The sequence below is a fragment of the Ferdinandcohnia sp. FSL W7-1320 genome, assembly GCF_038050315.1.
GTDB classification, from domain to species: domain Bacteria; phylum Bacillota; class Bacilli; order Bacillales; family Bacillaceae_L; genus Ferdinandcohnia; species Ferdinandcohnia aciditolerans.
The window spans coordinates 4,773,870-4,798,206 of sequence record NZ_JBBPAM010000001.1 but is presented as its reverse complement, the minus strand read 5'-3'; the positions used below and the strand labels follow the sequence as shown (position 1 = coordinate 4,798,206).

Here is a 24,337-nt window from a genome sequence, read left to right as displayed (position 1 = left end):
CCGAAAGGATATAATTAGGAAGTTTAACTTTATAAAAAATAGTGGATCTAGACGAATTAACCCGTGATACTAAAACCTGGGTATGAGAAAAAAGTTTAGTACCGAGCTATCTCCAATAATTTAAATATGATTAGGGCACAATGAGTGTAATAAAAATGCTCGTTGTGCCTTTTTGCATGTGGTTGATGAATTTGGGACGAGGGACCGTCCCCTTGTCCCGCAATAAGTGAGGGAGAATGGATGCAGTATACTACTTATCAGAAGGATATGTTTCAGGATACTATTTTTCAGAGGGATTTGACGTCAAATGCTTTGAAGTACATAGCTCTGATTGCGATGTTTTTTGACCATCTTGTTGCGGGCTTTATCCCTCAGGAAACGGTAGCTGGTTTTGTTTTGCGGATTCCAGGAAGGGTTGTCGCACCGATATTTTGTTATTTTATTGCAATGGGATATTTTTACACATCCAATATTAGAAAGTATATCGAAAGACTGGTTATATTTGCAGCTATCTCTCACTTCCCGTATGTACTATACTTTAATTTGCCATGGTGGAAAACAACGAGTGTCATGTGGAGCCTCGCGTTGGGGTTAATCGCCTTGACAATCGTAAAAAGTGAAAAGCTTCCCATGTATGCGAAGCTAGCCCTGGTGTTTTTTTGTTGTATGCTCGCGTATCCAGCAGATTGGAACTTCGTGGGTGTATTGTGGATTGTATTTTTTGGCATTTATCGAGGACAATTGAAAAAACAAATTATTAGCTTTGTTCTTATCGGGATATTTGCTCACATCATACCGCAAATTTTGAATATGGGCTGGCATCATGCGTATCAAATTGGCATTTTCCTGGCCATCCCATTGTTACTGTTGTACAAAGGCAGGCGTGGGAGAAAATCGAACCTTTTAAAATGGGGATTTTATGTTTTTTATCCATTACATTTAATCGTTTTATATATTATAAAATACGTAATTTACGCTTAGGGGGCGGGTATATGTCCAGATCTAAGATACTTGCACTTATTTCATTTTTACTGGTACTTGCAGCTTGTTCAAATGTTACAGGAAATGTGAAAGTTGAAGAGTCGGTAGAAGCTGTGGCGAACGTTCAAGAGACAGATTCGCTCGAAGAGTTAGAGCCAATCCCAACTCCTGAAAAATATGAAGGTGATTTGGAATTGCCGATTCATGGTGCAACAGGATATACATCTGTTGATCTAAACCTAAAAACTTCTCCAAATGTAGACTCGGAAACTATTGAAACACTTAATGCTGGAACAGCATTTACAATTTTAGAAGAAGAAGGAAATTGGTGGTTTGTGAAAGATGCCACTTCAGAGGGATGGATTGATCATACGTATTGTTTCATTAATCTTCCCGACGTGATGCCTTCCATTGCCTATAATAGCAGCAACACCTATTCATCTAAGTTCGTTTCGTCCGGAATCGAAATCCCAGGAATAACTGGACAAACTTTGTATGAAGGTAAAGCTTTTAATGAGAGATTTGGGAAAGAAGAATTCATTGTACCGGTTTTGTATTCCATGTCAAAAAAGATATATCTTGCCCAACAAGAAGCTTTGGCGCATGGCGATACACTTGTCATATATGAAGGATATCGACCTTATTCCGTTCAAAAAGCAGTGGTAGATGCATTGACTTCTGTGGCATATGAGGATATGGCTGTAATGGCTGGTATAAATACAGCTCCTTGGAGCACAGGTTGGTTTATCGCTAAAAACATTTCGAACCATCAAATGGGCTATGCGATTGATGTAACTTTAGCCAGAGTCGAATCAAAAGAAGATATAGCAATTGGTGAATATTTAGTGACCGACATCACGGATTACACGGAATATACGATGCCAACACCTATTCACGAACTAAGCTTGGCATCCATTACATTTACAAAGCCTGTCCCATCATCATCGCCAACAGCATGGAAAAATGCAGTTTTAGCAGACACAATGAACGAATCGGCGAAAACACTCCAATCCTATTTGACAAACGCTGGACTCACACCACTCGCATCCGAATGGTGGCACTTTAACGATCTAGATGCCATGAACCAAACTAAACAAAACCCAAGCGACGGGGGTTACCTACTAACTGACATATTAAGCGAGAGCCCATAACGGGACAAAGGCCCCCGGTGGGTCAGAGGGACAGGTCCCTCGTCCCTATTCTACTATAGTGAAATTTCGCTTTAATTAACTTAGTATGAATCTGGAACTTTAATTTCAAACAAACGTTTGATTGGCACTCTAATTCAATATCAGCAGAAATATGAAATTCAATCAATCGTTTGTTTGGACGAATTTTTGATGTGTGAAAATAGGCAGTTATAATGTTGATATTGCAAACGAAATTTTATGAGAAATAAATAAGGCGCAATGAGTGGCTAAAAAAAGCACTTATTGTGCCTTTTTTTGTTTAATGGGAGTGGTACAGGGGACCTAACCCTGCGACCCAACTCATGTCCTATTACCTTTTTCCTATTTATTTGTAAATTCAACTTTTTCATTGACCTCTTAAATGTACTTCTGTATGTTGAGTTCAGGAGGATTTTTCCTAACTTATTTTATTTTTAGGAGGTTATTACCTTCTAATGGTTATGGGAGGTGTAAAGTAATTTTTTTTACTTACCAAATTAACTTACAAAATTAAGGGAGTGAAGGTTGTGAAAGTCAAAAAGTTTTTAGGTGTTTTTTTATCATTGCTATTACTGATTTCCTTATTTCCGGTTTCACCACTTGCTGAAACGAAAAGTGAGGATTTGATTGAGGTTGAGGCAGCACCATTAGACCCTTCAATTGATCCAATGGGGCTTAAGCATCCAATAAGTTATATTGATGAAGATGTTGAGGGTAAAGCAGATTTTATCATGCTTTATACATCTGAGTATGCAAAAGAGATTTTAGTGAAACAGTTCTGGGTTGCTGTTCAAGTGGATGCAAATAATAAAGTTACAGACGTTGTTAGTCAATCTGTAAATGGGGCACCACCTGTTTGGGAGGAAGAACAGTCTTTAGCAATACCAGAAGGTGGATATGTGCTTTTAGCTCATGACGATTCTTGGGCAACGAAAAACTTCCGTAAATTCTTAGCCACAAATTTTAAAGTAGGCGATACGATTAAGTTAAGGAAAAACGGAAATGAAGTTCCTATTACAGAATTTATGACTGGTGATGGATTGAAAGCAAGTATTGATTTAGAAAATGAATTAATGTATACGCTTACTAAATCGCAGGCTGATATTTCTGGCTCCATTCAAAACATTGAAAGTGATCAAAGCTATCAATTACTTGTAAATGGGCAGGAGGTAGAGCTTCAAGAAGATGGTTCCTTCCAGTATGTTTATGAACTGGCAAAAGGGACGAATTATATTGATGTAGAAATTTACAAGAATGATATTTTACATGATGTAAAGTCTTTAGTTGTTTACTATCAGGACAACCCATCTGTAGAGGAGAAGGAAGTGTTTCTCTGGGTTGAGCAAGGACCAAGCGCTCGAAGATTTCAGTCTAGTGAGGATGTACGTAATATGCTCCTCGAGGCGAAAGATGCAGGCGTAACGGCTGTTGTGTTAGATGTAAAAGGTGTTGAAGGATTCGCTTCCTATCAAAAGAATGATTTAACAAATCGTCCATATGTAAGTGAGATGACAGCAGAAGGTAGAAGTGGTTCGAACCCAGATTTAGATTTACTAGAAGAGTTTATCAAACATGGCCATGAGTTAGGATTAGAGGTTCATGCTTCTTTTAACGTGTTTGCAGAAGGCTCTATTGCTCATAATGAATTTGCCGTTTTAAATGATCATCCAGAATGGGAAGAGGAAGTCTATCGTTCTGAAGATAACGGAGCAATTTTACCTTTAAGAGAAAGTACGTATGGTAAAAGTGGTGCATTAGTTACATTTGTGAACCCATCTAACCCTGAGGTTCGTGACTATCAATTAAAAACATTTGAAGAAGTAATGAAAAACTATGATGTTGACGGCGTCTTATTAGACCGTGGAAGATATGATAATTATTTTGCTGATTTTAGCGATCTTACTAGAGCGCAATTTGAAGATTTCCTTGATAAAAAAGGAAAAACATTAACAAATTGGCCAGAAGATATCTTCTATTATGAAGGTAGTAACCGTGTAGATGGTCCACTCATTAATGAATGGTATACGTTTAGATCGGGTGTCATTAATAGTTACGTAGAAGAAACAAGAGAATTAGTTGACCAATATAATAGTAGTGAAAATCGAGATATTCAGTTGTCTGCATATGTTGGTTCATGGTATGAATCGTATTATCTAAACGGTGTAAACTGGTCGAGCCCAACCTTTTCATATGATTCTCGCTTGCAATTTCCACAAGAGAGTTTATATGGGGAAGAATATAGACAAACGGCTTATACAGATAAATTAGACTTCCTAATGATTGGTACGTACCAAACGACATCACAGGAAATCAATAAATATATTACGTTAGGAAATATTTTAACTGATGGACAAGTACCTCTATATGCAGGAATGGCATTGGTGAATGTACAAGATCCAGCCCTACAAAGAGAAGTCTTCCAAGCTGGTCTTCAAAATACAAGTGGACTTATGCTTTTTGACTATTCACAAGCGAACTTCCCTGTCATTAAAGCTTCTATTGCAGACGAGGAATACGTGAAAGATTATGTTTTAGGAATCAGTAATCCAATCCAACCAGAAAGTCCTTTTGTTGGCGATTTCTTTAATGTCAATCGTAATGATGATAATTTAAATGTTTACTCTGACTCGTTTGGACTTTCAACAGGAACCAATAAATGGGGAGTAGAAGCAGTAGTTGATGCAAATGGTAAAGTTGTTAAGATGGTCAATAAAAAACAAGCAATGAACTGGAACTGGGCTGCTGTAGAAGATAACAATAGTCTCATTCCTGAAGGTGGATTTGTCGTTTCAGCACTTGATCGATCCGGTGCCCGTGAAAAAAGGGTCCTTGTTGGTACTAATTTTGATATTGGTGATGAGGTTCGTTCCGCGTTATTAAAAGGATTCTTAGACTATGAGGGGAAAACCTTTCCAACTGTAGGTTTTGAATATCAAGGAAAAGTGCAAGTAGTCGGACCTGGAGAAGCAGAGGTACAAGTGAATGGTTCACCAGCAACACTTCAATCTAACGGTGAATTCACTGCACAGCTTACGCTTCAGACTGGTGAAAATCAAATTGAAATTGTCGTTACTGTCGATGGTTTCAAAACACATCAACAAACGGTAACAGTTATTGGTGAAGAACTTACATTTGATGAAGTAATCCAATTTGTTGAAAATGCTACTTTCACGAATAAAGGTATCCAACAAGCGGTACTCGCTCAATTAGAAAGTGCACAAAAGGATTTTGATTCAGCAGAAAAGCTTAAAGAAGATGGCTTAGTTGAGCAATCTGAGGAAGCAAAAGCGAGTGGTAACCAAAAACTAGAAGAACTTCAGCAGTTTGTTCAAAAACATGCTGGTAAACACATACCAGAAGAAGTGGCTGAACAACTAGTATCATATTTAAAAAATTTATAATGGGACGGAGGGACAGGTCCCTTTTCCCTGTAAAAGTATGGTGGGACGGGGGACCTGTCCCCGTGACCCACAACTGAATTCGTGAGCCGGAAGAGCCCGAGTCCCACAACTGAATTCGTGAGCAGGAAGAACCCGTGTCCCACAGCTGAAATTGTGAGGCGCAACTGAACCGGTGACACAAAAAAAGGCTGCCATGTTGATCATGGCAGCCTTTCTATCTTTTAGTTTTCTGGAACAAAGTAAATCACAGATGGACCTGATGCGCCGCCTGGAAGACTTGTAACAAAATCATATTGATTCCCGTTGGCTCCAATGTTTTCAGACGCAAACTTCCATGCATTTACATAGCTTAGGAAGCCGGTCGTGTTAAGGTGACCGTTCCATTGCATCACAAAATGGCCAAATCCACCTGATGGATTATCATAGATTGAGAGTTGCAGTGGACGATGTAAACTGTTTTCTACTTTAACGTCTAAATCATATAACACACCATAATTCCCATTGTTAATTACCGGCTTGTTTCCATCCACAACACTAATACCTTCTTCATATTCTCCCGGTAACTTATCGCTCCATTGACCATAGGCAGCAGATGAGAGGCGAATATAGGCATTTCCTAAAGCAGTATCATACGTAAGTGTACCTTCACGATCAAAGTGTGGAAAACTTCCGCGAACATGTGAGTCTGGCGGTAAGATATCAACAGAAAGTGGGTCAGCTGGTCGTTCTACGTAATTAAGAATCGTTGCAGTGACAGTGGCTGGCTGATTCCCATGTTTTGTATAAACATCATATTGGGCAATCCCACTAACCGTTTCTCCGTCGGGTGCACTTGTTTCCAAGAAATAGCTCTCACCAGGCTGTAGGGTCTGAATGTATTTTTTTTCAGCCTTTTCTTCTAGGAATTGTACTAACGCTTCCTTCCCAGCAACGTCTGGATAAATACTAGCTGTAGCGCCAACTCCTTTAGAGAACAACATTACTGGTTCCGCCGAGGTATTGGTTAGGGCAACGCTGACGATTCGAGTCTCTCCACTTGTATTCTGATGATGCCAAAATACACGAAATTCTCCTGTAGCGGAGTCGCGATAAAACGCACCACTGTCAGAGTATGTTTCTGGAGAATCACTCAGTATCAGTTTTCCTCCTGTTTGTTTTAATTCAGGCTTTTCTAGATGAACAGCGGGTTGAAGTGTTTCGATTGGTACATAATTTTCATTGGCGAATGTCTGATTTGGCAAAAGAAATGCCAATAAAACAGTACCTAAGACTAAAGCAGACTTCATTTTCATTTTGTTTTCCTCCTATCCATTTTATTGAAATCCCAATGACAGTTGTTCAATCATTTAGAGGTTGGGATGGGAATTCAATATTAATTTACTTTCGATATTTGATGGATTATTCCTCCATTTTTTATATAAATGAGGAAAAAGTCCCCATTTTTAACAGATGAGTGATGAACAAGTTAACGTCTACATGTAAATAAATGGTGGGACAAGGGACCTGTCCCCTTGACCCAGCGGGGAGAATTTTGTATTCTTGAGTTGGAGGATATATTCTCTTTTGTGTAAAATGGAGGAATATTCCTTCAAACTATTTTAGCAGTAAAAAAGGAGATTTTTATAATGCCAAAGACAGAGAACGTAAACCCTCTTTTAATTATTACATCTGTATATAACTCGCTTACGAAAACAGAGCAAAAGGTAGCGGATTATATAATGGAACACCACAAGGAAGCAGTCTATTCGTCTGTTACCGATTTAGCGGAAGTGGTAGGGGTTGGAGAAACTACTGTTTTGCGCTTTTGTAGAAAACTAGGATATCGTGGCTTTCAAGAGTTTAAATTGGCTGTCGCACAAAACCTAATGGAAGTTGATGAACAAGTATATGGAAAGATTGAGGAAAATGACTCCCTTGATGTGATTGCGAAAAAGATAGCGAATCAAAATGTAAGTGCTTTAAATGATACAGTCGCCCTACTCCAAGATCCTACTATACAGACAGCGGTCGAAAAGATTAATAGCGCCAAGAAAATCTATTTTTTCGGGGTTGGTTCTTCAGGATTCACGGCATTAGACGGCAAACATCGATTTATGAGGCTGGGCTATGATACAGAACATGTTTCTGATTCACATATCATGTCAATGACTGCTTCGTTATTAGGCAAAGAAGATTTAATTATTGCCTTGTCTTCATCAGGAAGCACAAAGGACGTCGTTGATGCAATTGAAATTGCGAAAGAAAATAATGCGTTTATCATCTGTATTACAAACCAGGCGAGGTCACCGATTACAAAATATGCGGATTTAATTCTGTTGGCTGCAAATAAGGAATCCCCATTTGAAGGTGGTATTTTCTCTTCAAAGATTGCTCAGCTTTTACTATTAGATGTTCTAGCAACAAATGCAGCTCTTAAGAATAAAGAACAAACATTTAGAGCGATAAAAAATACAGCGGAATCAGTTCTTGATAAATTGTACTAGAGTGGATGTTCAAAACGGCTGGCGAAAATGTCATAGCGCTGGAGGAACTTCGACTAAAAGCTGACACATCCAGTGGAAGTTCGTTGGCTTGGTTTTTTAGTTCCTTGGAAAAGTAACCACTTTTCCGGCGTGCGAAACGGATTCAAGGAAGGAACATTCTTTGTGCTTACGTATTCACAATATACGTTGCGCTGTTCAAATCTGCACCGCCTCGAACTATTAACGCGCAGGATGGGCTAGTGTAGACAGTTGCACAGGACGTAGCGTTGTTGACGACGGGTCCTTTTCATCCTCCTTTTTGAACAAGAATCTAATCGAATAGAGAAAGGTGAAAATCATGGTTACTTCAAATAATAAGCTATTTGAGGTTCTCGAATATATAGTAGATCTGGTTCTATTAAACTTTCTATTTATTATATGTTCACTTCCTCTCGTAACTGCATACCCTGCCTTTGTTGCATTGGTGGGGGCGATTAAATATACATCAGAAGACGAACCGCTACCTGCATGGAAAATGTTTTTTAAGCTATTTATTCAGTATTTAATAAAAGGGATGAAAGTCTGGATGACTCTTCTTTTTATTTCGGTCGTCATCATAGGAGACATTTTCGCCTCCTTTTATTTACCAAATGAGTTACAGAATTTTCTTCTTCCTTTTAATATCATTATGATTCTTTTATTTTTCGGGATATTTAGCTATCTTACAAAACTATTTATATTGGGTGAGCATCGTTTAAAACCTTTAGTATTTCGGAGTTTTGTTCTATTTTTTAGAAAACCATTAAAGCCTTTACTCATCATCATAATCAATACAATGATTGTGATTTTATCAATCTATTTAAGATACGTTCCTTTTTTAATCTCTTTCAGTCTTCTTGCCTTTACCTACTATTTTGTCATGATGGCAAGAGATTATGAGACGGAGAATAGTTAGATTAAAATAAAAAATGGAGATTTTTTTATTTTTTTATAAAAAAGGTGGATTTAATCTCCAAAAGGTGATACATTTCTAATAGATAGAAAATTCTCTATTGAAAGCGTTTAATCAAAAAGGGTTTTGAAGTCTAGTAGGGGGTACACAAAGAGAGTTGCTATTAGAGATCAAAATTCAAAAAATTCCAAATGAGGTGGGGAAAAAATGAGTAGATTCAAAAAAGTACTATCCGTAGCAATGGTGTTTTTACTTGTTTTAGGTGTCTTAGCTGCATGTAGTTCTGAAGATTCAGGAACAAAAGATTCAGGCTCAGATAAAGCAAAAGGCGGGGACGAAGAGACAACAGTTGAATTTTGGACCATTTCGCTTCAACCAACATTTAATGATTACTTCAATGATCTTATTGCGAAATATGAAGAAGAAAATCCAAACGTAAAAATCGATTGGAAGGACTTCCCTTATGATGCAGTACAAAACAAATTATTAACAAGTATTGCAAGTAAGCAAGCTCCAGATGTAGTTAACTTAAATACAGTTATGGCTCATCAAATGGCGTCAAAAGGTGCGTTAGTAGACTTCAATCAGGCATTAACAGATGAGCAAAAGGGTATATATTTTGAAGGAATCTATGATTCTACTGTACAAGGTGATGGTGCATATGCCCTTCCATGGTATACAGGTATTCCGGTTCTTTATATCAATAAATCATTAGCAGAAAAAGCAGGTATCGATTTAAATAATCCGCCACAAACAAAAGAAGATCTAGCAGCATGGGGTAAACAAATTGCTGACAAAACAGATTCTTTTGGATACGTATTCACAATGGAAACTCGCTCTATCCTTGAAGAAGGTTTCAAAATTGTAGAAGGCGATAAAGCAATCTTCAATAACGACGAAGTAAAAGAATATATCCAAGGCAATATCGATTTAATCGAAGCAGGGGTTATTCCAAAGGATATTCCGAACTTTAGTAAGCAGGTTGAGCTGTTTGGTAGTGAACAAGTAGGGATGATCATCTCAAGTTCTTCATTTATTAACCAATTAAAAACAGCTTCACCAGATGTATATGAAAATACAATCGCGGTTCCAGCACCAGTAGGAAAAGCGGGCATTCGTTTTACAAACACAATGAACCTAGTTGTTCCTAAAGAATCTAAGAATGTAGATGCTGCAACAGCATTTGCACATTATGTAACAAATGATGCGAATCAATTAGCATTCTCGAAAGTAGCAAACACACTTCCATCTACTAAAGAAGCTGCGAAGGATGAGCACTTCTATAAAAATGATGGAACTTTAGAAGGACAAGCTTTAACAGCATCTGTTGAAAGTTTAGACAAAGCAACAGATTTCTACCTTGGTGTTGAAAACGCAGGCGATGTAGATAGTGCAATCAATAAACATCTACAAAATATCTACATCAATGATGAAGACCTTGATGCAGAGCTTGAAGCAGCTGAAAAAGAAGTTAATGATATTTTAGCTCGTTAATATATGAAAATTGAATGGGCAGATGAACATCTGCCCATTTACTTTTATCCAGCAAAAGCTGAATAAGAGGTAAGCCTTTTGCGTTGCCGCAGATTTTATCATGGAACTTTTTATAAAGTAAGATCCAAAGACTAAGGCTTCATACCCCCACTTCCTGTGGAAACGTCTTTGTGACCCACATCATGTGGACTTACTAATCTGCGCAATACGAAAAGGTTTTAGAAGATTAGGAGGGAATAACCTATGGGAAAGAAAAGAGCCCACAGTTATAGCAGATTCAACGAGGTACAAACTGCATGGCTTTTTATGGCGCCAGGGTTGATATTGCTTGCTCTATTCACCTTTTGGCCGATCATTTTCAGTCTTCCTTTGGCATTTACGAACTATTCGGTTATAGGAGAAACATCGTTCGTAGGACTGGACAACTTTAAACGTGCATTTTCTGACGTTGATTTTATTGCTTCGCTTAAAAACTCTCTACTCTATATGATTATTGTGCCTTTTATCCAAATTATCTCCATCTTGATGGCAATTCTAGTAAATCGAAAAATGGTAGGTATTAAGTTTTTTAGAACGGCTTATTATATTCCAGTTGTTACATCAATGGTTGCTGTTGCCATTATTTGGGGTTGGTTGATGAGTTCAAACGGGGTTCTCAACTATCTCTTAATGTCAATTGGAATATTAGATGAAAAAGTAAATTGGTTATCGGATAAAGATACCGCTCTATGGGCCCTCATGTTTATCACATTATGGAAGGGCTTGGGTTATTATATGATGATTTATCTTGCTGGCCTACAAGCAGTCCCAACCGATTGTATTGAGGCAGCAAGAATCGATGGTGCTAGTAACTGGCAAATCATTAGTAAAATCACGATTCCGTTATTAAAGCCATATGTATTCTTATGTACGTTAGTCTCCTTAATGGCAGCGATTCGAGTGTTTGATGAGGTATTCGTATTAACGTCTGGTGGACCTGGTAATGCAACTTTAACAAGTAGTGTTTACATCTACCAACAGGGATTCGAACAATTTGAATTTGGCTATTCATCTGCACTAGGATTAGTCGTAAGTTTCATTATCATGTTCTTCAGTATTTTCGTCTTCCTGTTTAACAAGAAGGGTGGTGTAAATCCATATTAATATGGATGAACCTATGAAAAATACGAATCTATTTAAAAAAATTGTCAGTAAAACAATCGTTTATGTGTTGTTAATCTTATTTGCCATCTTCATGATGGGGCCATTTCTTTGGCTAATCAGTGTGTCACTCATGCCTGGTAAGAATATTTTCGCGTTTCCACCTGCGATACTGCCAACTTTTATTGACTTCAAAAACTATATAGAAGTTTGGGAGTATATGGATTTTCTTAAATATATTTGGAACACCGTGATCATCACCTTCTTAGGTGTCACATTAAGTATTATATTTAGTGCTTTAACAGCATATCCGTTAGCTATTTTCAATTTTAAAGGAAGAAATGTCATTTTCATGTTACTCGTATCGACAATGATTATTCCTGCAGCTGCAGGACTTGTTGTTAATTATTTAACGATTAATAATTTGGGGTTAATTAATACATTTACCGGGGTAGTCCTTCCAACACTGGTCTCTGTATTTAACGTCTTCCTCTTTAGACAAGCATTCATGGGGATTCCAGGCGATATCAGGGATTCTGGAAAAATGGACGGCGCTTCCGAATTCCGGATTTGGGTTCAATTAATGATGCCAATGATCAAACCAGCAGTCGCAGTTGTGGGCTTGTTTGAATTTATGGCGAACTGGAATAGTTTCCTCTGGCCGATCATTGTCCTGGATACAGAAAAATACCCATTAGCTTCAGCATTAAGCTTTTTAAATGGTCAGTTCTCCTATAACTTTGGGTGGATTGCTGCAGGTACAGTAATCTCAGTAATACCCATCATATTCGTGTTTTTATTCACTCAGAAATATTATATGGAAGGACTTGCAGGAGCGGTTAAAGGATAAACCACCTGAAATAAAAAGTGCTAAGAAAAAGGGAGATATCAAATGTATAAAATTGCTTACATCCCACTAGACGAACGCCCATGTAACTATGACTTCCCAAGCCTTCTGTGGGACAGGGGGACAGGTCCCTCGTCCCACGGTGAAGTGAATCTCGTACGACCAGATTTGAGTCTGATGGGGGATAAGAAAACACCTGGAAATACCGAAAAGATTTGGGAATGGCTGTTCGAAGAAGCAGTGGATGCAGACGGTCTCATTCTATCAATCGATACATTGTTATATGGCGGAATTATTCCGTCTAGATTGCACCATTTAACATTGGATGAGTGCAGAGATGTGTTAGCGAGGCTTTCACGAATTAAGGAAGTTAATCCAGAAGTAAAAATATACGCATTCAACTTAATCATGAGATGTCCGAAATATTCAAGCAGTGATGAAGAGCCGGACTATTACGAGGATTGGGGAAGTGAAATCTTCCAATATGGCAGATTACATCACTTACTTTCTGCCAATCTTGCATCTGAAGAAGATGAAAAACAGTACGAAGAACTTGAGCAACAGCTTCCAAAAGAGGTTGTAGATGACTATCTTTCTCGCAGAAAAGTCAATGTTGAAGTAAACAAGCTTGCCCTTGAATATGTGAATAATGGAACGATTGATTTTATGATCATTCCACAAGATGATTCTGCTCCTTACGGTTGGACGGCGATCGACCAGCAGGAGGTAAGGGGGGCGATTGCTACTCATCATCTCGAGCTAGATGTATACATGTATCCAGGTGCAGATGAGGTAGGTTGTACGATGCTAGCAAGAATGCTCAACAACTTTAAAGGAAAAAGACCATTGGTCTATCCAGTTTTCTCAAGTACGCAAGGCCCCTCTGTCACACCTTTGTATGAGGATCGCCCATTAATGGAGACTCTCAAATATCAAATTTTAGCAGCGGGTGGACTGATGACTTCAAGTCTTGCTGAAGCTGATCTTGCTCTCTTTTTAAATTCACCAGTCGAGCCAATGATGGAGGCTGCCTATCAAGATAGTCTAAGTACAAAATATCAGGTGAATCGTAACTTAATTGATTTTGTCGAGCAGCTCGAATTTACAGTAAAGGAAAGAAACATTCCGTGCGTGGTGGCTGATGTTGCTTTTGCCAATGGGTCAGATTTAGGCCTTCTCAAGTTATTAAAAAGGAAGAATCTTCTTTTTAAATTAGCGGGGTATGCAGGCTGGAATACGAGCTCGAATACACTTGGAACATGCATTGCACAAGGGATGTTCTATCATGTTTATGGAAATACACAAACTCATAAGGATTTTCTAGCACTACGCTATGTCGAAGATGCGGGATATTGTAGCACAGTTAGAAAAAATGTTACAAATAACATCCTGCCAGAGTTAGGATATGATTATTTCCTTGTTGACGGAAAACGTGGAAAGGTTTCTGAAATTGTGCAGGAACAGCTAACTGCGTTTATAAAAGAAAATCTTATCGATGAAGAAAATGAACTACGAATTGCAGACTGCCACATGCCATGGAGCCGAATGTTTGAAGTTGGCTTAAAAGTTGAACATATCCGGGTCGGAGGGACAGGTTCCTCGTCCCTGTAAAAAAATGGTGGGACAAGGGACCTGTCCCTGTGTCCCAAAAAGGAGTTGCTGCTAGTGATGGAGCGCAGAATTTCAGATGTTGTTGTGATTGGTGGAGGTTTAGGAGGGTGTATGGCTTCCTTGGCTGTTGCCAAAATGGGGTTAAAGGTCATTATGACGGAAGAAACAGATTGGCTAGGCGGACAGCTTACGAGTCAGGCGGTACCTCCGGATGAACATAAATGGATTGAAAGATATGGTTGTACAGCCACTTTTCGTGAATTTAGAGATCGTGTGCGCCAATATTATCGCGATAACTATCCGCTTACGAAGGAAGCATTGGAGAATGACATTTTGAACCCTGGAAATGGTTGGGTAAGCCGGTTAGCTCATGAACCAAAGGTTTCATTGAAGGTGATGGAGGATATGCTTGCTCCTTACATTAACAGTGGGAAAATAACAGTCCTTTACAACTATAAGCCTTTAGAAGCAAAGACTGAAGAGGATGTTGTAAAATCTGTCACCGTTACTCACATCAGTGAGCCTAAAAAGATTGAGTTGATTGGTCAATATTTCTTAGATGCTACAGAATGTGGAGATGTTTTACCAATTGCCGGTGTCGAATATGTAACTGGAGCAGAATCAATTAAAGAAACTGGTGAACCGCATGCTTTAGAAGAAGCGAATCCAATCGATATGCAATCCTTTACCTATGTGTTCGCAGTGGACTATGTAGAGGGTGGACATTTTGTAATCGATAAGCCAGAACAGTATGACTTTTGGCGTGAATATATGCCGAGTTTCTCTCATTTGCCTCTCTTTAGCTGGTATGCAACAGATGCGGATGATACATCGAAGCTTAAGCAGTTTACACTTTTTCCAAATGATGAAGGTATTCCTTCCTTATTTACATATCGAAGAATACTAGATACAGAGAATTTGGAAGGGAATTTATATGAAGGTGATATTTCCCTTATCAATTGGGCCCAAAATGACTATTTTCTAGGTCCAATTTATGAAGTACCTGAAGAGGAAATTGAAAAAAACCTATTTAATGCAAAACAACAAAGCTTGTCTCTTTTATATTGGCTGCAAACAGAAGCACCTAGACTTGATGGAGGGAAAGGATTCCCTGGATTAAGACTTCGCAAAGATGTATTGGATACAGAGGATGGCCTAGCGAAATATCCTTACATTCGTGAATCAAGAAGAATAAAAGCTGTTTACACCATTACCGAACATGATGTTAGTAAAGAAATAAGAGGAGACCAAGGGATTTGTGAGTATTACGATAGCGTTGGTGTTGGTAGCTATCATCTAGATTTACATCACACAACGGTATCAAACCGAAGCTTTTATATCCCGAATTTCCCATATGAGATACCGCTTGGCGCCCTATTGCCAGTGCGTGTAAAGAATCTGATCCCTGCTTGTAAAAACATAGGGACTACCCAAATTACGAATGGTTGCTACAGGCTTCATCCAACAGAATGGAATATTGGAGAATCAGCAGGTTACTTAGTGGCGTATTCACTCTTAAACAATGTGACTCCGCATCAGGTGAGAGAACAGCAGGAGTACTTAGATGACTATCAAAATCTATTAGTAAATCATGGCGTTCAGCTACACTGGCCAGATGATATTGACCTATGAGGGGGAGAAGACCAAATGGAACAACCAAATATATTATGGGTTGACTTTTTAGCAAATGGTTCTCGATTATTAGACCCGGAAAAAATGAAAGAGTTAATCAAACATGCCGTTAGATGCGAGATTACACATCTTGTAGTGGATGCAAAAATTCCATATGGATTTACAACGTACCCAAGTGAGTTTGCCTATCATGTAAGTGAATTGAAGGATGAGCAATATCACGAATGGAAAGGCCGAGACTTTCTTCAAGAAATGATTCATTATGCAAAAGGATCTGGGATGAAAGTGATCGCCAATGTCGATGTATTTGCAGAAGGAAATGGAATCGATAAAGAAGGAATGGTCTATGCCAAGCCTGAGTGGCAGGTAGTTCACTATGACCAAGCCCTTTCAAATATGCCGACAGCTGCGGAAAATCACAATGATCCTACGGTTTTTGTGAATCCGATTCATCCAGAAGTAGAGGCCTATGAACTAAATATCGTTCAAGAGATTGTAAGCAAGTATGAAATAGATGGTGTTGTTTTAGACAGATGCCGCTATCCGAATATATATGGAGATTTTAGTAGCCTGAGTCGTTCAAAGTTTGAAGCTTATATCGGTCAAGAAGTTATCAACTGGCCGCAGGATATTATGACTGTTGAGGATAAGAAACCTGTTTTTGGTCGCCTTTTTCCGAAATGGGCGGAGTTCCGTGCGAAGAATATTAAAAACTTTGTTCAAAAAGCAAAAAATGTGGTTAAAACAAGGAATTCAGATTTGATTTTCACAATCTATGTGGGATCGTGGTATCCATTATATTATAACGAAGGCGTTAACTGGGGAAGTGAGACCTATCATCCTTCTTTCGAGTGGACAGGTGAAACGTACAATACGTCTGGATATGCAGAGGAATTTGATTTTATCATGACAGGCTGCTATTACCCAGAGGTAACGATTGAGGAAGCGTTAGTCAATGAGAGACCTGCAACTTGGTATAGTGTTGAGGGCGCGATTGAGATGAGTAAGGAAGCGATTAACGGACAAATTCCAGTGATTGCTAGCTTATATTTAAAAGATTATACCGATAATGTTGACCAATTTAAGAAGGCTGTGCAGCTTTGTAAGGAAAAATCAAATGGAGTTATGCTGTTTGACACAGTGTATTTAGAGGATTATCAGTGGTGGGATGAGCTAGAAAAATCCATTAGTAAGTAATTGGAGTGGATGACATGGAAAACAAACAAGGGTTTTTTGACAAAATATATAGAAAGTTAGTTGTGTCTTGCCAAGCTTTACCTGATGAGCCTCTTCATAGCTCCTATATTATGAGTAAAATGGCGGTGGCTGCAACTCAAGCAGGCGCAAGTGGTATCAGGGCTAACAGTGTTGAGGATATCCATGAGATCAAGAAGGTAACAGATCTCCCAATCATCGGAATCATTAAACAGGATTACGACAACTCGGAGGTTTTTATCACACCAACATTGAAGGAAATTGAGCTTCTTGTAAATGAAGGTGTCGATATGATTGCACTAGATGCGACAAGCCGGGTACGACCAGATGGCCATACAATTACTGAGATTTTTCCAGAAATCAGACGAAAATATCCCAATCAACTTTTTATGGCGGACTGCTCTACCTTAGAAGAGGGCATTCAAGCAGAAAAACTAGGATTTGATGCGGTTGGAACCACATTGTCAGGCTATACCGAATACACGAAGGATGTAAAACTACCCAATATTGACTTGATAAAACAATTTGTAGAACATCTGAGTGTACCAATCATTGCTGAGGGTGGAATCTCGTCACCCGAGGAATTAAAGGAAGTCATGGCAACGGGAGTTCATTCAGCAGTAGTTGGATCCGCAATCACACGACCACAAGAAATCACAAAACGATTCATAAAAGTTATACAGGAATAGGGACAGAGGGACAGGTCCCTTGTCCCTGTAAAAATATGGTGGGTCGAGGGACCTGTCCCTGTGACCCATGAGGTGAGAGAGAAATGAAAATATTTGCTGCGGATATTGGTGGGACCTCGATCAAAATCTGTGTGACTGATAAGAGCGGTACGGCACAGATTTTTGATGAGGTTGAAACGGAAAGTAAAAAAGGCGGCCCACATATTATTCAGAAATTGGGAGATATCATCGCCAACTACCCAGACATAGATGCAATCAGCATTAGTACGGCTGGTCAGGTGAATAGTGAAGAAGGGTATATTATCTTTGCAAATGAAAATCTACCAAACTATACCGGTACTCGGATAAAGGATTTACTAGAATCAAGGTTTAACGTACCTGTGAAGGTAGAAAACGATGTGAATGCAGCAGCTCTTGGTGAAAAATATTATGGGGTTGGTAAGGAATATCGTGATTTTCTGTTTTTAACTTTTGGAACAGGTATCGGTGGTGCGATTGTGATTGATTCAAAGCTGTATCGCGGTTTTACTGGCAGTGCAGGAGAATTTGGTCACATGAATCTATATCCGAATGGTATCGATTGCGGGTGTGGAAAGTTAGGTTGCTATGAACAATATGGCTCTACAACAGCCCTTATCAGGGAAGCGAAAAAGGTTAATCCCGACTGTACGAACGGTAGACAGCTGTTTGAAATGATTCAGCATGGTGATGAACAGTTATATGAAGTTTTTGATAATTGGACGAATGAAGTGGCTCTGGGTCTTGCTAGTTTAATTCATATCTTCAACCCTCCTTGTGTCATTTTGGGTGGAGGCATTATGGAACAGGATTTAGCTGTCAAACTCGTATCTGAAAAGGTTCAAAAACATATTATGGACAGTTATTCAGGTGTTGAAATTTTGAGATCCAAAAATGGCAATAAATCTGGGCTTTACGGAGCGATTTCGCTTCACAAAATTTAGCTATAAGGGGCTAAATACAATGAATAAATCCAATCGAACAATTTATAGTTCTCATTTAAACAAGACGCTAGATTACATGGTACTAACGTTAAACGAAAATATTGAGGATGCTTATCTATTATATGTGCAGGATGGCCGTGACTATTTAGAACTAGGTGGAATGGAAAAGGCGATTCAAAACTTAGTACGTGTGAATCCTGAATTGGCCAATCACCTTGTTCTCGTGCTGATTCACCCTGGGGATTCGATTGATAGATGGGAATCGTTCAGTAGATCAGGATCGTCCTTTCATCGATACCTGCGTTTTATGAATGATGAATTCATTCCTGAGTTTGAAAGAAACCTAGGCGCTAATATTTCTAAAAGAGGTCTCCTTGGCGACTCATTAGCGGGGAATATAAGTATAAATATCGCATTGGAGAAGCCGGAAAGCTGGACGCATTTATTGCTACAGTCTCCGGCTATTTCTGATGGGGATATTCAACAGGTGAAAGAAACGAACATTTCTGGTTGGAATGTGCTTCAAACCGTTGGGACTTATGAAGATGAATTTGTATCCTCGATATCGAATGAAAAATTGTATATCTTAACTAGAAACCGAGAGTTATATAAAAGCTTCTCATCTAAAAATATCAATATTAAATACATCGAAACAGATGACGAGCATCTGTGGAAAGTGTGGGAGCGGGATCTACCCCTCGCGCTTGAATTTTTCTGTTGGGACAGAGGGACAGGTCCCTTGTCCCTGTAAAAATATGGTGGGACGAGGGACCTGTCCCCGTGACCCAGTGAAGGAGGTTTGAGATGAGGATTCATTTTACAGGTGATTTAGCTGAGGTACTAGATGGGGTTCGCATTCTTTGTAATGATTTGGGATTAGAAATGGCGGAGGACGGATACCTGATTGAAGTGGTAAATCGCCAAGGTCCGTTAGTCGTGACGAACAAACAGATCATCTTTGATAAGAAGATTCACTTTTTCAGAGGGTTAGGACTATGGCTTCAACATATGGAAAGGAACAATGAGTTCCATCTAACCGAAGAGCCTCAATTTGAAACAAGTGGAGCGATGATTGATGTATCTAGAAACGCGGTTCTAACAGTAGATGGCATTAAAATGCTGTTGCGAAAAATGGCCGTGATGGGCCTAAACATGGCAATGGTTTATACAGAGGATACGTATGAGGTTCCAGAAGTCCCTTATTTCGGATATATGCGTGGGAGATATACGGAAAAGGAAATTCGTGATTGTGATGAGTATGCAGTTCAATTAGGGATCGAAATGATACCGTGTATCCAAACATTGGCGCATTTAAAGGAAGCCCTAAAGTGGGGCTATGCGAATGAAATTAAGGATACAGATGATATACTGCTCGTCGGTGAAACGAAAACCTATGAGTTTTTAAAACATTTGATTGAGGCAGCTGTTAGACCGTATCGGACAAGAAGGATCCATATCGGAATGGATGAAGCCTTGCAGTTAGGTCGCGGTAAGTATATGGAGAAAAATGGGTATGATGACCGTTTTGAAATTATGAATAAGCATCTTCAGGAAGTTGTATCAATTACCGAGGAATTCGGCTTGGAACCAATGATTTGGAGCGATATGTATTTTCGTTTAGCTTCTAAAAACGGGAATTATTATGACTTTGATGAGACGTTATTGGAACAGGTTAAACAATCTATTCCTAACGTCCAAATGGTGTATTGGGATTACTATCATGCCGAAGAGGAATTTTATGAGGGAATGTTAAATACCCATAAACGAATCGTATCGGATCCACTTTTTGCAGGCGGAATATGGACCTGGAATGGAATCTCTCCTAACTATGCGAGGGCCTTTCGAAATTCGGAGGCCGCATTAAATGCCTGTAGAAAAACAGGAATTAAAGAAGTATTTACAACAATGTGGGGTGACAATGGGGCGGAAACCCCAATCCAAACTGCGCTTCCAGGACTGCAATTGTTTGCTGAGCACACGTATCATCAAGAAGTGAGCAGAGAGCATTTGGAAGAACGTTTTTACTACTGCACAGGTTATCAGTTAAATGATTTCTTTCTGTTAAATCAAATGGATGAGATTCCCGGAGTCATGGAGGATAATTTATATTCCTCAAATCCGTCTAAATTCTTGCTTTGGCAGGATGTGTTAATGGGACTGTTTGATGAAAATATAAAAGGATTACCGATTGCTGACCATTACAAAGGTTTAGTGGAAAAGCTAAAGACAGCTAAGGAACGCAATCTAGGCGCTGAATTGCTGTTCCGCTTTTATGAACAGCTAGCAAAAGTCTTAAGCGAAAAGGCTGAGCTCGGAATTGAGCTAAAGCTTGCTTATGATAACGGGGATAAAACAGGGGTTAAGGTGTGTCTTGAAAAATTAGAGTTTCTTAGAGTAGAAATTGATGCTTTACGAAAGGCACACAGAGATGTGTGGTTTACCGTCAATAAACCGTTCGGATGGGAAGTTCTAGACATGCGCTACGGCGGCCTGCTAACAAGAATGGAAACATCACAATATCGATTGAATCTGTGGCTGAATGGTAACATTTCAACACTAGCCGAATTAGAAGAAGTGCGACTTCGTTACGACGGTCCAGAACAATTCCCTGAAAACGTAACTCTAGGTCGAGGCGAAACCTACAACCGAATCGCCACAGCAAGCGCAACATAAATCTGGGACAGAGGGACAGGTCCCTTGTCCCTGTAAAAAAATGGTGGGACGAGGGACCTGTCCCCTTGACCCAAATGGGGGGATGAAAGGTGCAAGAGGAGTTGCAGTGGTACAGTCCAAAAGAAAAGCCTTTTCGTTTAAGTGGTTTTGCGTGGTTTAATGAGGAAGAACGATATCGGCGACTTCCTGTAAATCCGGAATATCATATTCCGCCACGTGTGGATGAATTAGCGGATCATACTTCTGGTGGGCAAATTAGTTTTCGGACAAATGCTTCCAAGCTTGAAATAAAAGTAAAGCTAACGGATGCAGCTTACATGGGGCATATGACGGCCTCTGGTCAATGTGGCTTCGATGTATACGTGGGGGAATCAGGGCAACAACAGTATTATACAACTGCCATTCCATCACTACTCGATCAATCTTATGAGAAAACGGTTTGGGATTTTACCAATAGTAATCAGCACTCGAGTGAGCATTTCAGAGAGGTAACGTTGTATTTTCCTTTGTATCAAGGGGTAGAAGAGGTTTTAATCGGAACTTATCCGAGTGCTGTTATTGAACCGCCTACTCCATATTCTTCAGATAAACGAGTGATTTTCTATGGTACATCCATTACGCAGGGGGCATGTGCCAGTAGGCCCGGCATGTCGTACACAAATATCCTTAACCGAAGATTTAATTTTGAATTTATTAATCTAGGATTCTCCGGAAGCGGGAGAGGTGAGCAAGGAGTGGCCTTAACCATCAGAGAAATTGAACGGCCAGCCTGCTTTGTCCTTGATTATGAGGCTAATGTTTCATACAAGGAATATAAGGAGACACTACTTCCTTTTATCCAAACCTATCGGGAAGTTCATCCGGATGTTCCTATTGTCATAGTGTCGAGAATTCCATTTGTACAGGATAAAGAAATTGGAGAGTACGAGGATTATCAAAACCGTAGAGAGTACTCGAAATCAACTGTGGAAAAGTTAAAGCAACAAGGCGATAAAAATATTTCTTTTATAGATGGATCTACGTTGTTAGGGGAATACTGGCATGAATGCACAGTCGATGGAATCCATCCGAATGACCTAGGATTTATGGAAATGGCAAATCGTATGGAGAGTGCGTTTGCATTTTTAAAGACCCATAAAGGTGATTAATGGGTCCTAGTCACTGCTCATCAAACTATGATAAGTAATTGGGAGGGTTATTTTGTTATATTTTGAACAACAAATCAAAGACTATGAAACATATAAACCACCTTTAACAAAGACGGAGGACTTCTATACATTTTGGGATGATACGTTAAAGGAGTCTGAGCAACTCCCTTTGCAAAGCAATTTAGTAAAAGAAGAATACCCGATTAAGCAGATCGACGCCTATAAGGTTACCTACCAAGGATTTGGTGGAACACCAATAAGAGGGCATTATATTTTACCGCAAGAAGCTAAGGAAAACCTGCCATGTATCATTTTATACCATGGCTATGGCATGGATAAGGGATCCATCTCAGACTATATGAAATGGGTCATACAGGGATTTGCCGTTTTAGCGATTGATAATCGGGGGCATGGTGAGAGTAGCGACGACTCTGGCTACATGACTGGAACAAATGGTACATGGGTGTTACATGGCATTCTAGACAAAGCCGAATATTATTATCGAAAAGTATACATCGATAATAAACGCGCAATCGATTTTCTGTTTACAAGACCTGAAATCGATAAAAGTCGGATTTGTATTTATGGTGGAAGCATGGGTGGAGGAATCGCCCTAGCCGTGGCAGCCTTAGATAATCGGCCTAAGTTAGTCATTGCTGATGTGCCGAATATGTGTAATATTGAACTAGCTATTCAGCTGAAGCTAGAAGGATCGTTAGTTAGCCTCGAGAATTATTTTGCAAGGTATCCTGAACAAGTACAACAGGTTTTCCATAATCTAAGTTACTTTGATAATCTGAATTTTGCTTCCATGATAAAAAGTAAAACGAGAGTAACAATTGCGTTGAAAGACCCGGTTTGTCCACCACAATCGATTTTTGGCGTATACAATCACATCCAAGCAGAGAAGAGTTATGTCGTATATCCGTTTACTGGACATAACGTTGGAGGCATTAGCTCACATCTTGATGATACGCTTACATATGTGGGTGAGAATTTATAAAGGTGTGGAGAAGTCCACGCAAAATTATATAAGAAAAAACAAGGCACAATAAGTGGATAAAAAACCACGCATTGTGCCTGTTTGTGTTTATTGGGTTTGGGACAGGGGACCTGTCCCTGTGTCCCAAAATATTTTTTAGTTGAGATGGAATCTCTGGTATTTTAAGATATAGGTTAGCAAATGAAATACATAATAGTTTGTTAAAGAATGAGTTTTTAAGGAGAATTTAAAATGAGCACGATTTATACATCCTATCAACTTTCAGAAAGGTTTGAAGTGGCTTTTAATCAAATACATGACTCGTTAAAATCTATTGTTAAGATACCGGATGATAGATTCAAAGTACTATTAGATGTTGGTTCGAGGAAGCATCAAATCATTAGGGAATTTTACGACGACTTAAAACAATATGCTAAACTTCGGAACTCTCTTGTTCATGATAAAAAACAGCTAGGGTTTTATATTGCTGAACCTCATATCAATGTTGTTAAACAAATTGAAAAAAATGCGGCTATCTTTAGTCGACCTAATTTTGCACTTTCGATTGCAACAAAAGAGGTAATAACGGTTGGTTATGAAGATGATCTCATCTATACGTTTCAAACTATTAAAAGGTATGGATTTTCCCAATATCCTGTTTATAAAGGGAAAGAATGTGTGGGACTTCTTAATACAGGGGACATTGTAAGATGGGTGACTGAAAACGTAACAACTACAATTGTTGACTTGTCAGGTATTAAAGTAAAGGATGTCCTATCCAGGGTTCATCATCACCCGATAGATTTTGTTGCAAAATCGATTGATATTTTTTCAATTGAAGATATCTTTGAGGAAAAGCACAAGAAAAAGTTAGATTTAGAAGCCGTTATTATCACGGAAAATGGAAAAAACGATGAGATTCCACTAGGTTTGGTTACTGCATGGGATTTGATTGAAATTGATTATACCATTGACTAAT

Annotated in this window: 19 protein-coding genes; 18 read left to right on the top strand and 1 reads right to left on the bottom strand. The window is 39.0% G+C overall.

The features are described from left to right. The first annotated feature begins 240 nt into the window (after positions 1–240). The 3 genes from NST91_RS23175 (at position 241) to NST91_RS23165 (ending at position 5,551) form a co-directional block, all read left to right on the top strand. Positions 241–981, top strand: coding sequence for a TraX family protein (locus NST91_RS23175; RefSeq protein WP_341333034.1), 741 nt, complete (start codon positions 241–243; stop codon positions 979–981). An 11-nt stretch (positions 982–992) separates the two neighbouring features. Next, on the top strand, positions 993–2,132 hold the full coding sequence (locus NST91_RS23170) for a M15 family metallopeptidase (protein WP_341333033.1): 1,140 nt from the start codon (positions 993–995) through the stop codon (positions 2,130–2,132). A 545-nt stretch (positions 2,133–2,677) separates the two neighbouring features. Next, complete coding sequence (locus NST91_RS23165) at positions 2,678–5,551, top strand: family 10 glycosylhydrolase (RefSeq protein WP_121445704.1); 2,874 nt, start codon at positions 2,678–2,680, stop codon at positions 5,549–5,551. Positions 5,552–5,772: 221 nt separating this feature from the next. Here NST91_RS23165 and NST91_RS23160 read toward each other — a convergent pair whose 3' ends face one another. Continuing rightward, a complete protein-coding gene (locus tag NST91_RS23160; RefSeq protein ID WP_121445705.1) occupies positions 5,773–6,843 on the bottom strand; it encodes a hypothetical protein in 1,071 nt (356 codons plus the stop codon). 333 nt (positions 6,844–7,176) lie between these two features. On the opposite strand from NST91_RS23160, the gene NST91_RS23155 reads away from it, so the two are divergent. The 15 genes from NST91_RS23155 (at position 7,177) to NST91_RS23085 (ending at position 24,336) form a co-directional block, all read left to right on the top strand. Next, the gene (locus tag NST91_RS23155; protein WP_121445706.1) at positions 7,177–8,034 is read left to right on the top strand and encodes an SIS domain-containing protein; all 858 of its coding nucleotides are present in this window, start codon (positions 7,177–7,179) and stop codon (positions 8,032–8,034) included. A gap of 337 nt (positions 8,035–8,371) precedes the next feature. After that, positions 8,372–8,968, top strand: a complete 597-nt coding sequence (locus NST91_RS23150) for a DUF624 domain-containing protein (protein WP_341333032.1) — start codon at positions 8,372–8,374, stop codon at positions 8,966–8,968. Positions 8,969–9,172: 204 nt separating this feature from the next. Next, entirely contained in the window at positions 9,173–10,459 is a 1,287-nt protein-coding gene (locus tag NST91_RS23145; RefSeq protein WP_121445708.1) for an extracellular solute-binding protein, read from the top strand. Positions 10,460–10,702: 243 nt separating this feature from the next. Further along, complete coding sequence (locus tag NST91_RS23140; protein ID WP_099361259.1) at positions 10,703–11,602, top strand: carbohydrate ABC transporter permease; 900 nt, start codon at positions 10,703–10,705, stop codon at positions 11,600–11,602. A 13-nt stretch (positions 11,603–11,615) separates the two neighbouring features. After that, positions 11,616–12,449, top strand: coding sequence for a carbohydrate ABC transporter permease (locus NST91_RS23135; protein WP_341333031.1), 834 nt, complete (start codon positions 11,616–11,618; stop codon positions 12,447–12,449). A 42-nt stretch (positions 12,450–12,491) separates the two neighbouring features. Further along, a complete protein-coding gene (locus NST91_RS23130; RefSeq protein WP_341333030.1) occupies positions 12,492–14,057 on the top strand; it encodes a DUF4127 family protein in 1,566 nt (521 codons plus the stop codon). A gap of 57 nt (positions 14,058–14,114) precedes the next feature. Continuing rightward, positions 14,115–15,689 carry an FAD-dependent oxidoreductase gene (locus NST91_RS23125; protein WP_341333592.1) on the top strand — a complete coding sequence of 525 codons (1,575 nt, stop codon included), beginning with the start codon at positions 14,115–14,117 and terminating at the stop codon, positions 15,687–15,689. 15 nt (positions 15,690–15,704) lie between these two features. Further along, positions 15,705–16,886, top strand: a complete 1,182-nt coding sequence (locus NST91_RS23120) for an alpha amylase family protein (protein ID WP_341333029.1) — start codon at positions 15,705–15,707, stop codon at positions 16,884–16,886. A gap of 14 nt (positions 16,887–16,900) precedes the next feature. After that, positions 16,901–17,593 carry an N-acetylmannosamine-6-phosphate 2-epimerase gene (locus NST91_RS23115; protein WP_341333028.1) on the top strand — a complete coding sequence of 231 codons (693 nt, stop codon included), beginning with the start codon at positions 16,901–16,903 and terminating at the stop codon, positions 17,591–17,593. Positions 17,594–17,676: 83 nt separating this feature from the next. Then, positions 17,677–18,555 (top strand): ROK family protein, encoded by an 879-nt coding sequence (locus tag NST91_RS23110; protein WP_341333027.1) that lies wholly within the window; start codon positions 17,677–17,679, stop codon positions 18,553–18,555. A 19-nt stretch (positions 18,556–18,574) separates the two neighbouring features. Further along, positions 18,575–19,306, top strand: coding sequence for an alpha/beta hydrolase (locus tag NST91_RS23105; RefSeq protein WP_341333026.1), 732 nt, complete (start codon positions 18,575–18,577; stop codon positions 19,304–19,306). A 53-nt stretch (positions 19,307–19,359) separates the two neighbouring features. Next, positions 19,360–21,228, top strand: a complete 1,869-nt coding sequence (locus NST91_RS23100; RefSeq protein WP_341333025.1) for a beta-N-acetylhexosaminidase — start codon at positions 19,360–19,362, stop codon at positions 21,226–21,228. An 89-nt stretch (positions 21,229–21,317) separates the two neighbouring features. Next, positions 21,318–22,376, top strand: coding sequence for an SGNH/GDSL hydrolase family protein (locus NST91_RS23095; RefSeq protein ID WP_341333024.1), 1,059 nt, complete (start codon positions 21,318–21,320; stop codon positions 22,374–22,376). A gap of 52 nt (positions 22,377–22,428) precedes the next feature. Continuing rightward, positions 22,429–23,379 (top strand): acetylxylan esterase, encoded by a 951-nt coding sequence (locus NST91_RS23090; RefSeq protein ID WP_341333023.1) that lies wholly within the window; start codon positions 22,429–22,431, stop codon positions 23,377–23,379. Positions 23,380–23,610: 231 nt separating this feature from the next. Beyond that, positions 23,611–24,336: a CBS domain-containing protein gene (locus tag NST91_RS23085; RefSeq protein ID WP_341333022.1), complete on the top strand. Its 726-nt coding sequence runs from the start codon at positions 23,611–23,613 to the stop codon at positions 24,334–24,336. Position 24,337: the final 1 nt, after the last annotated feature.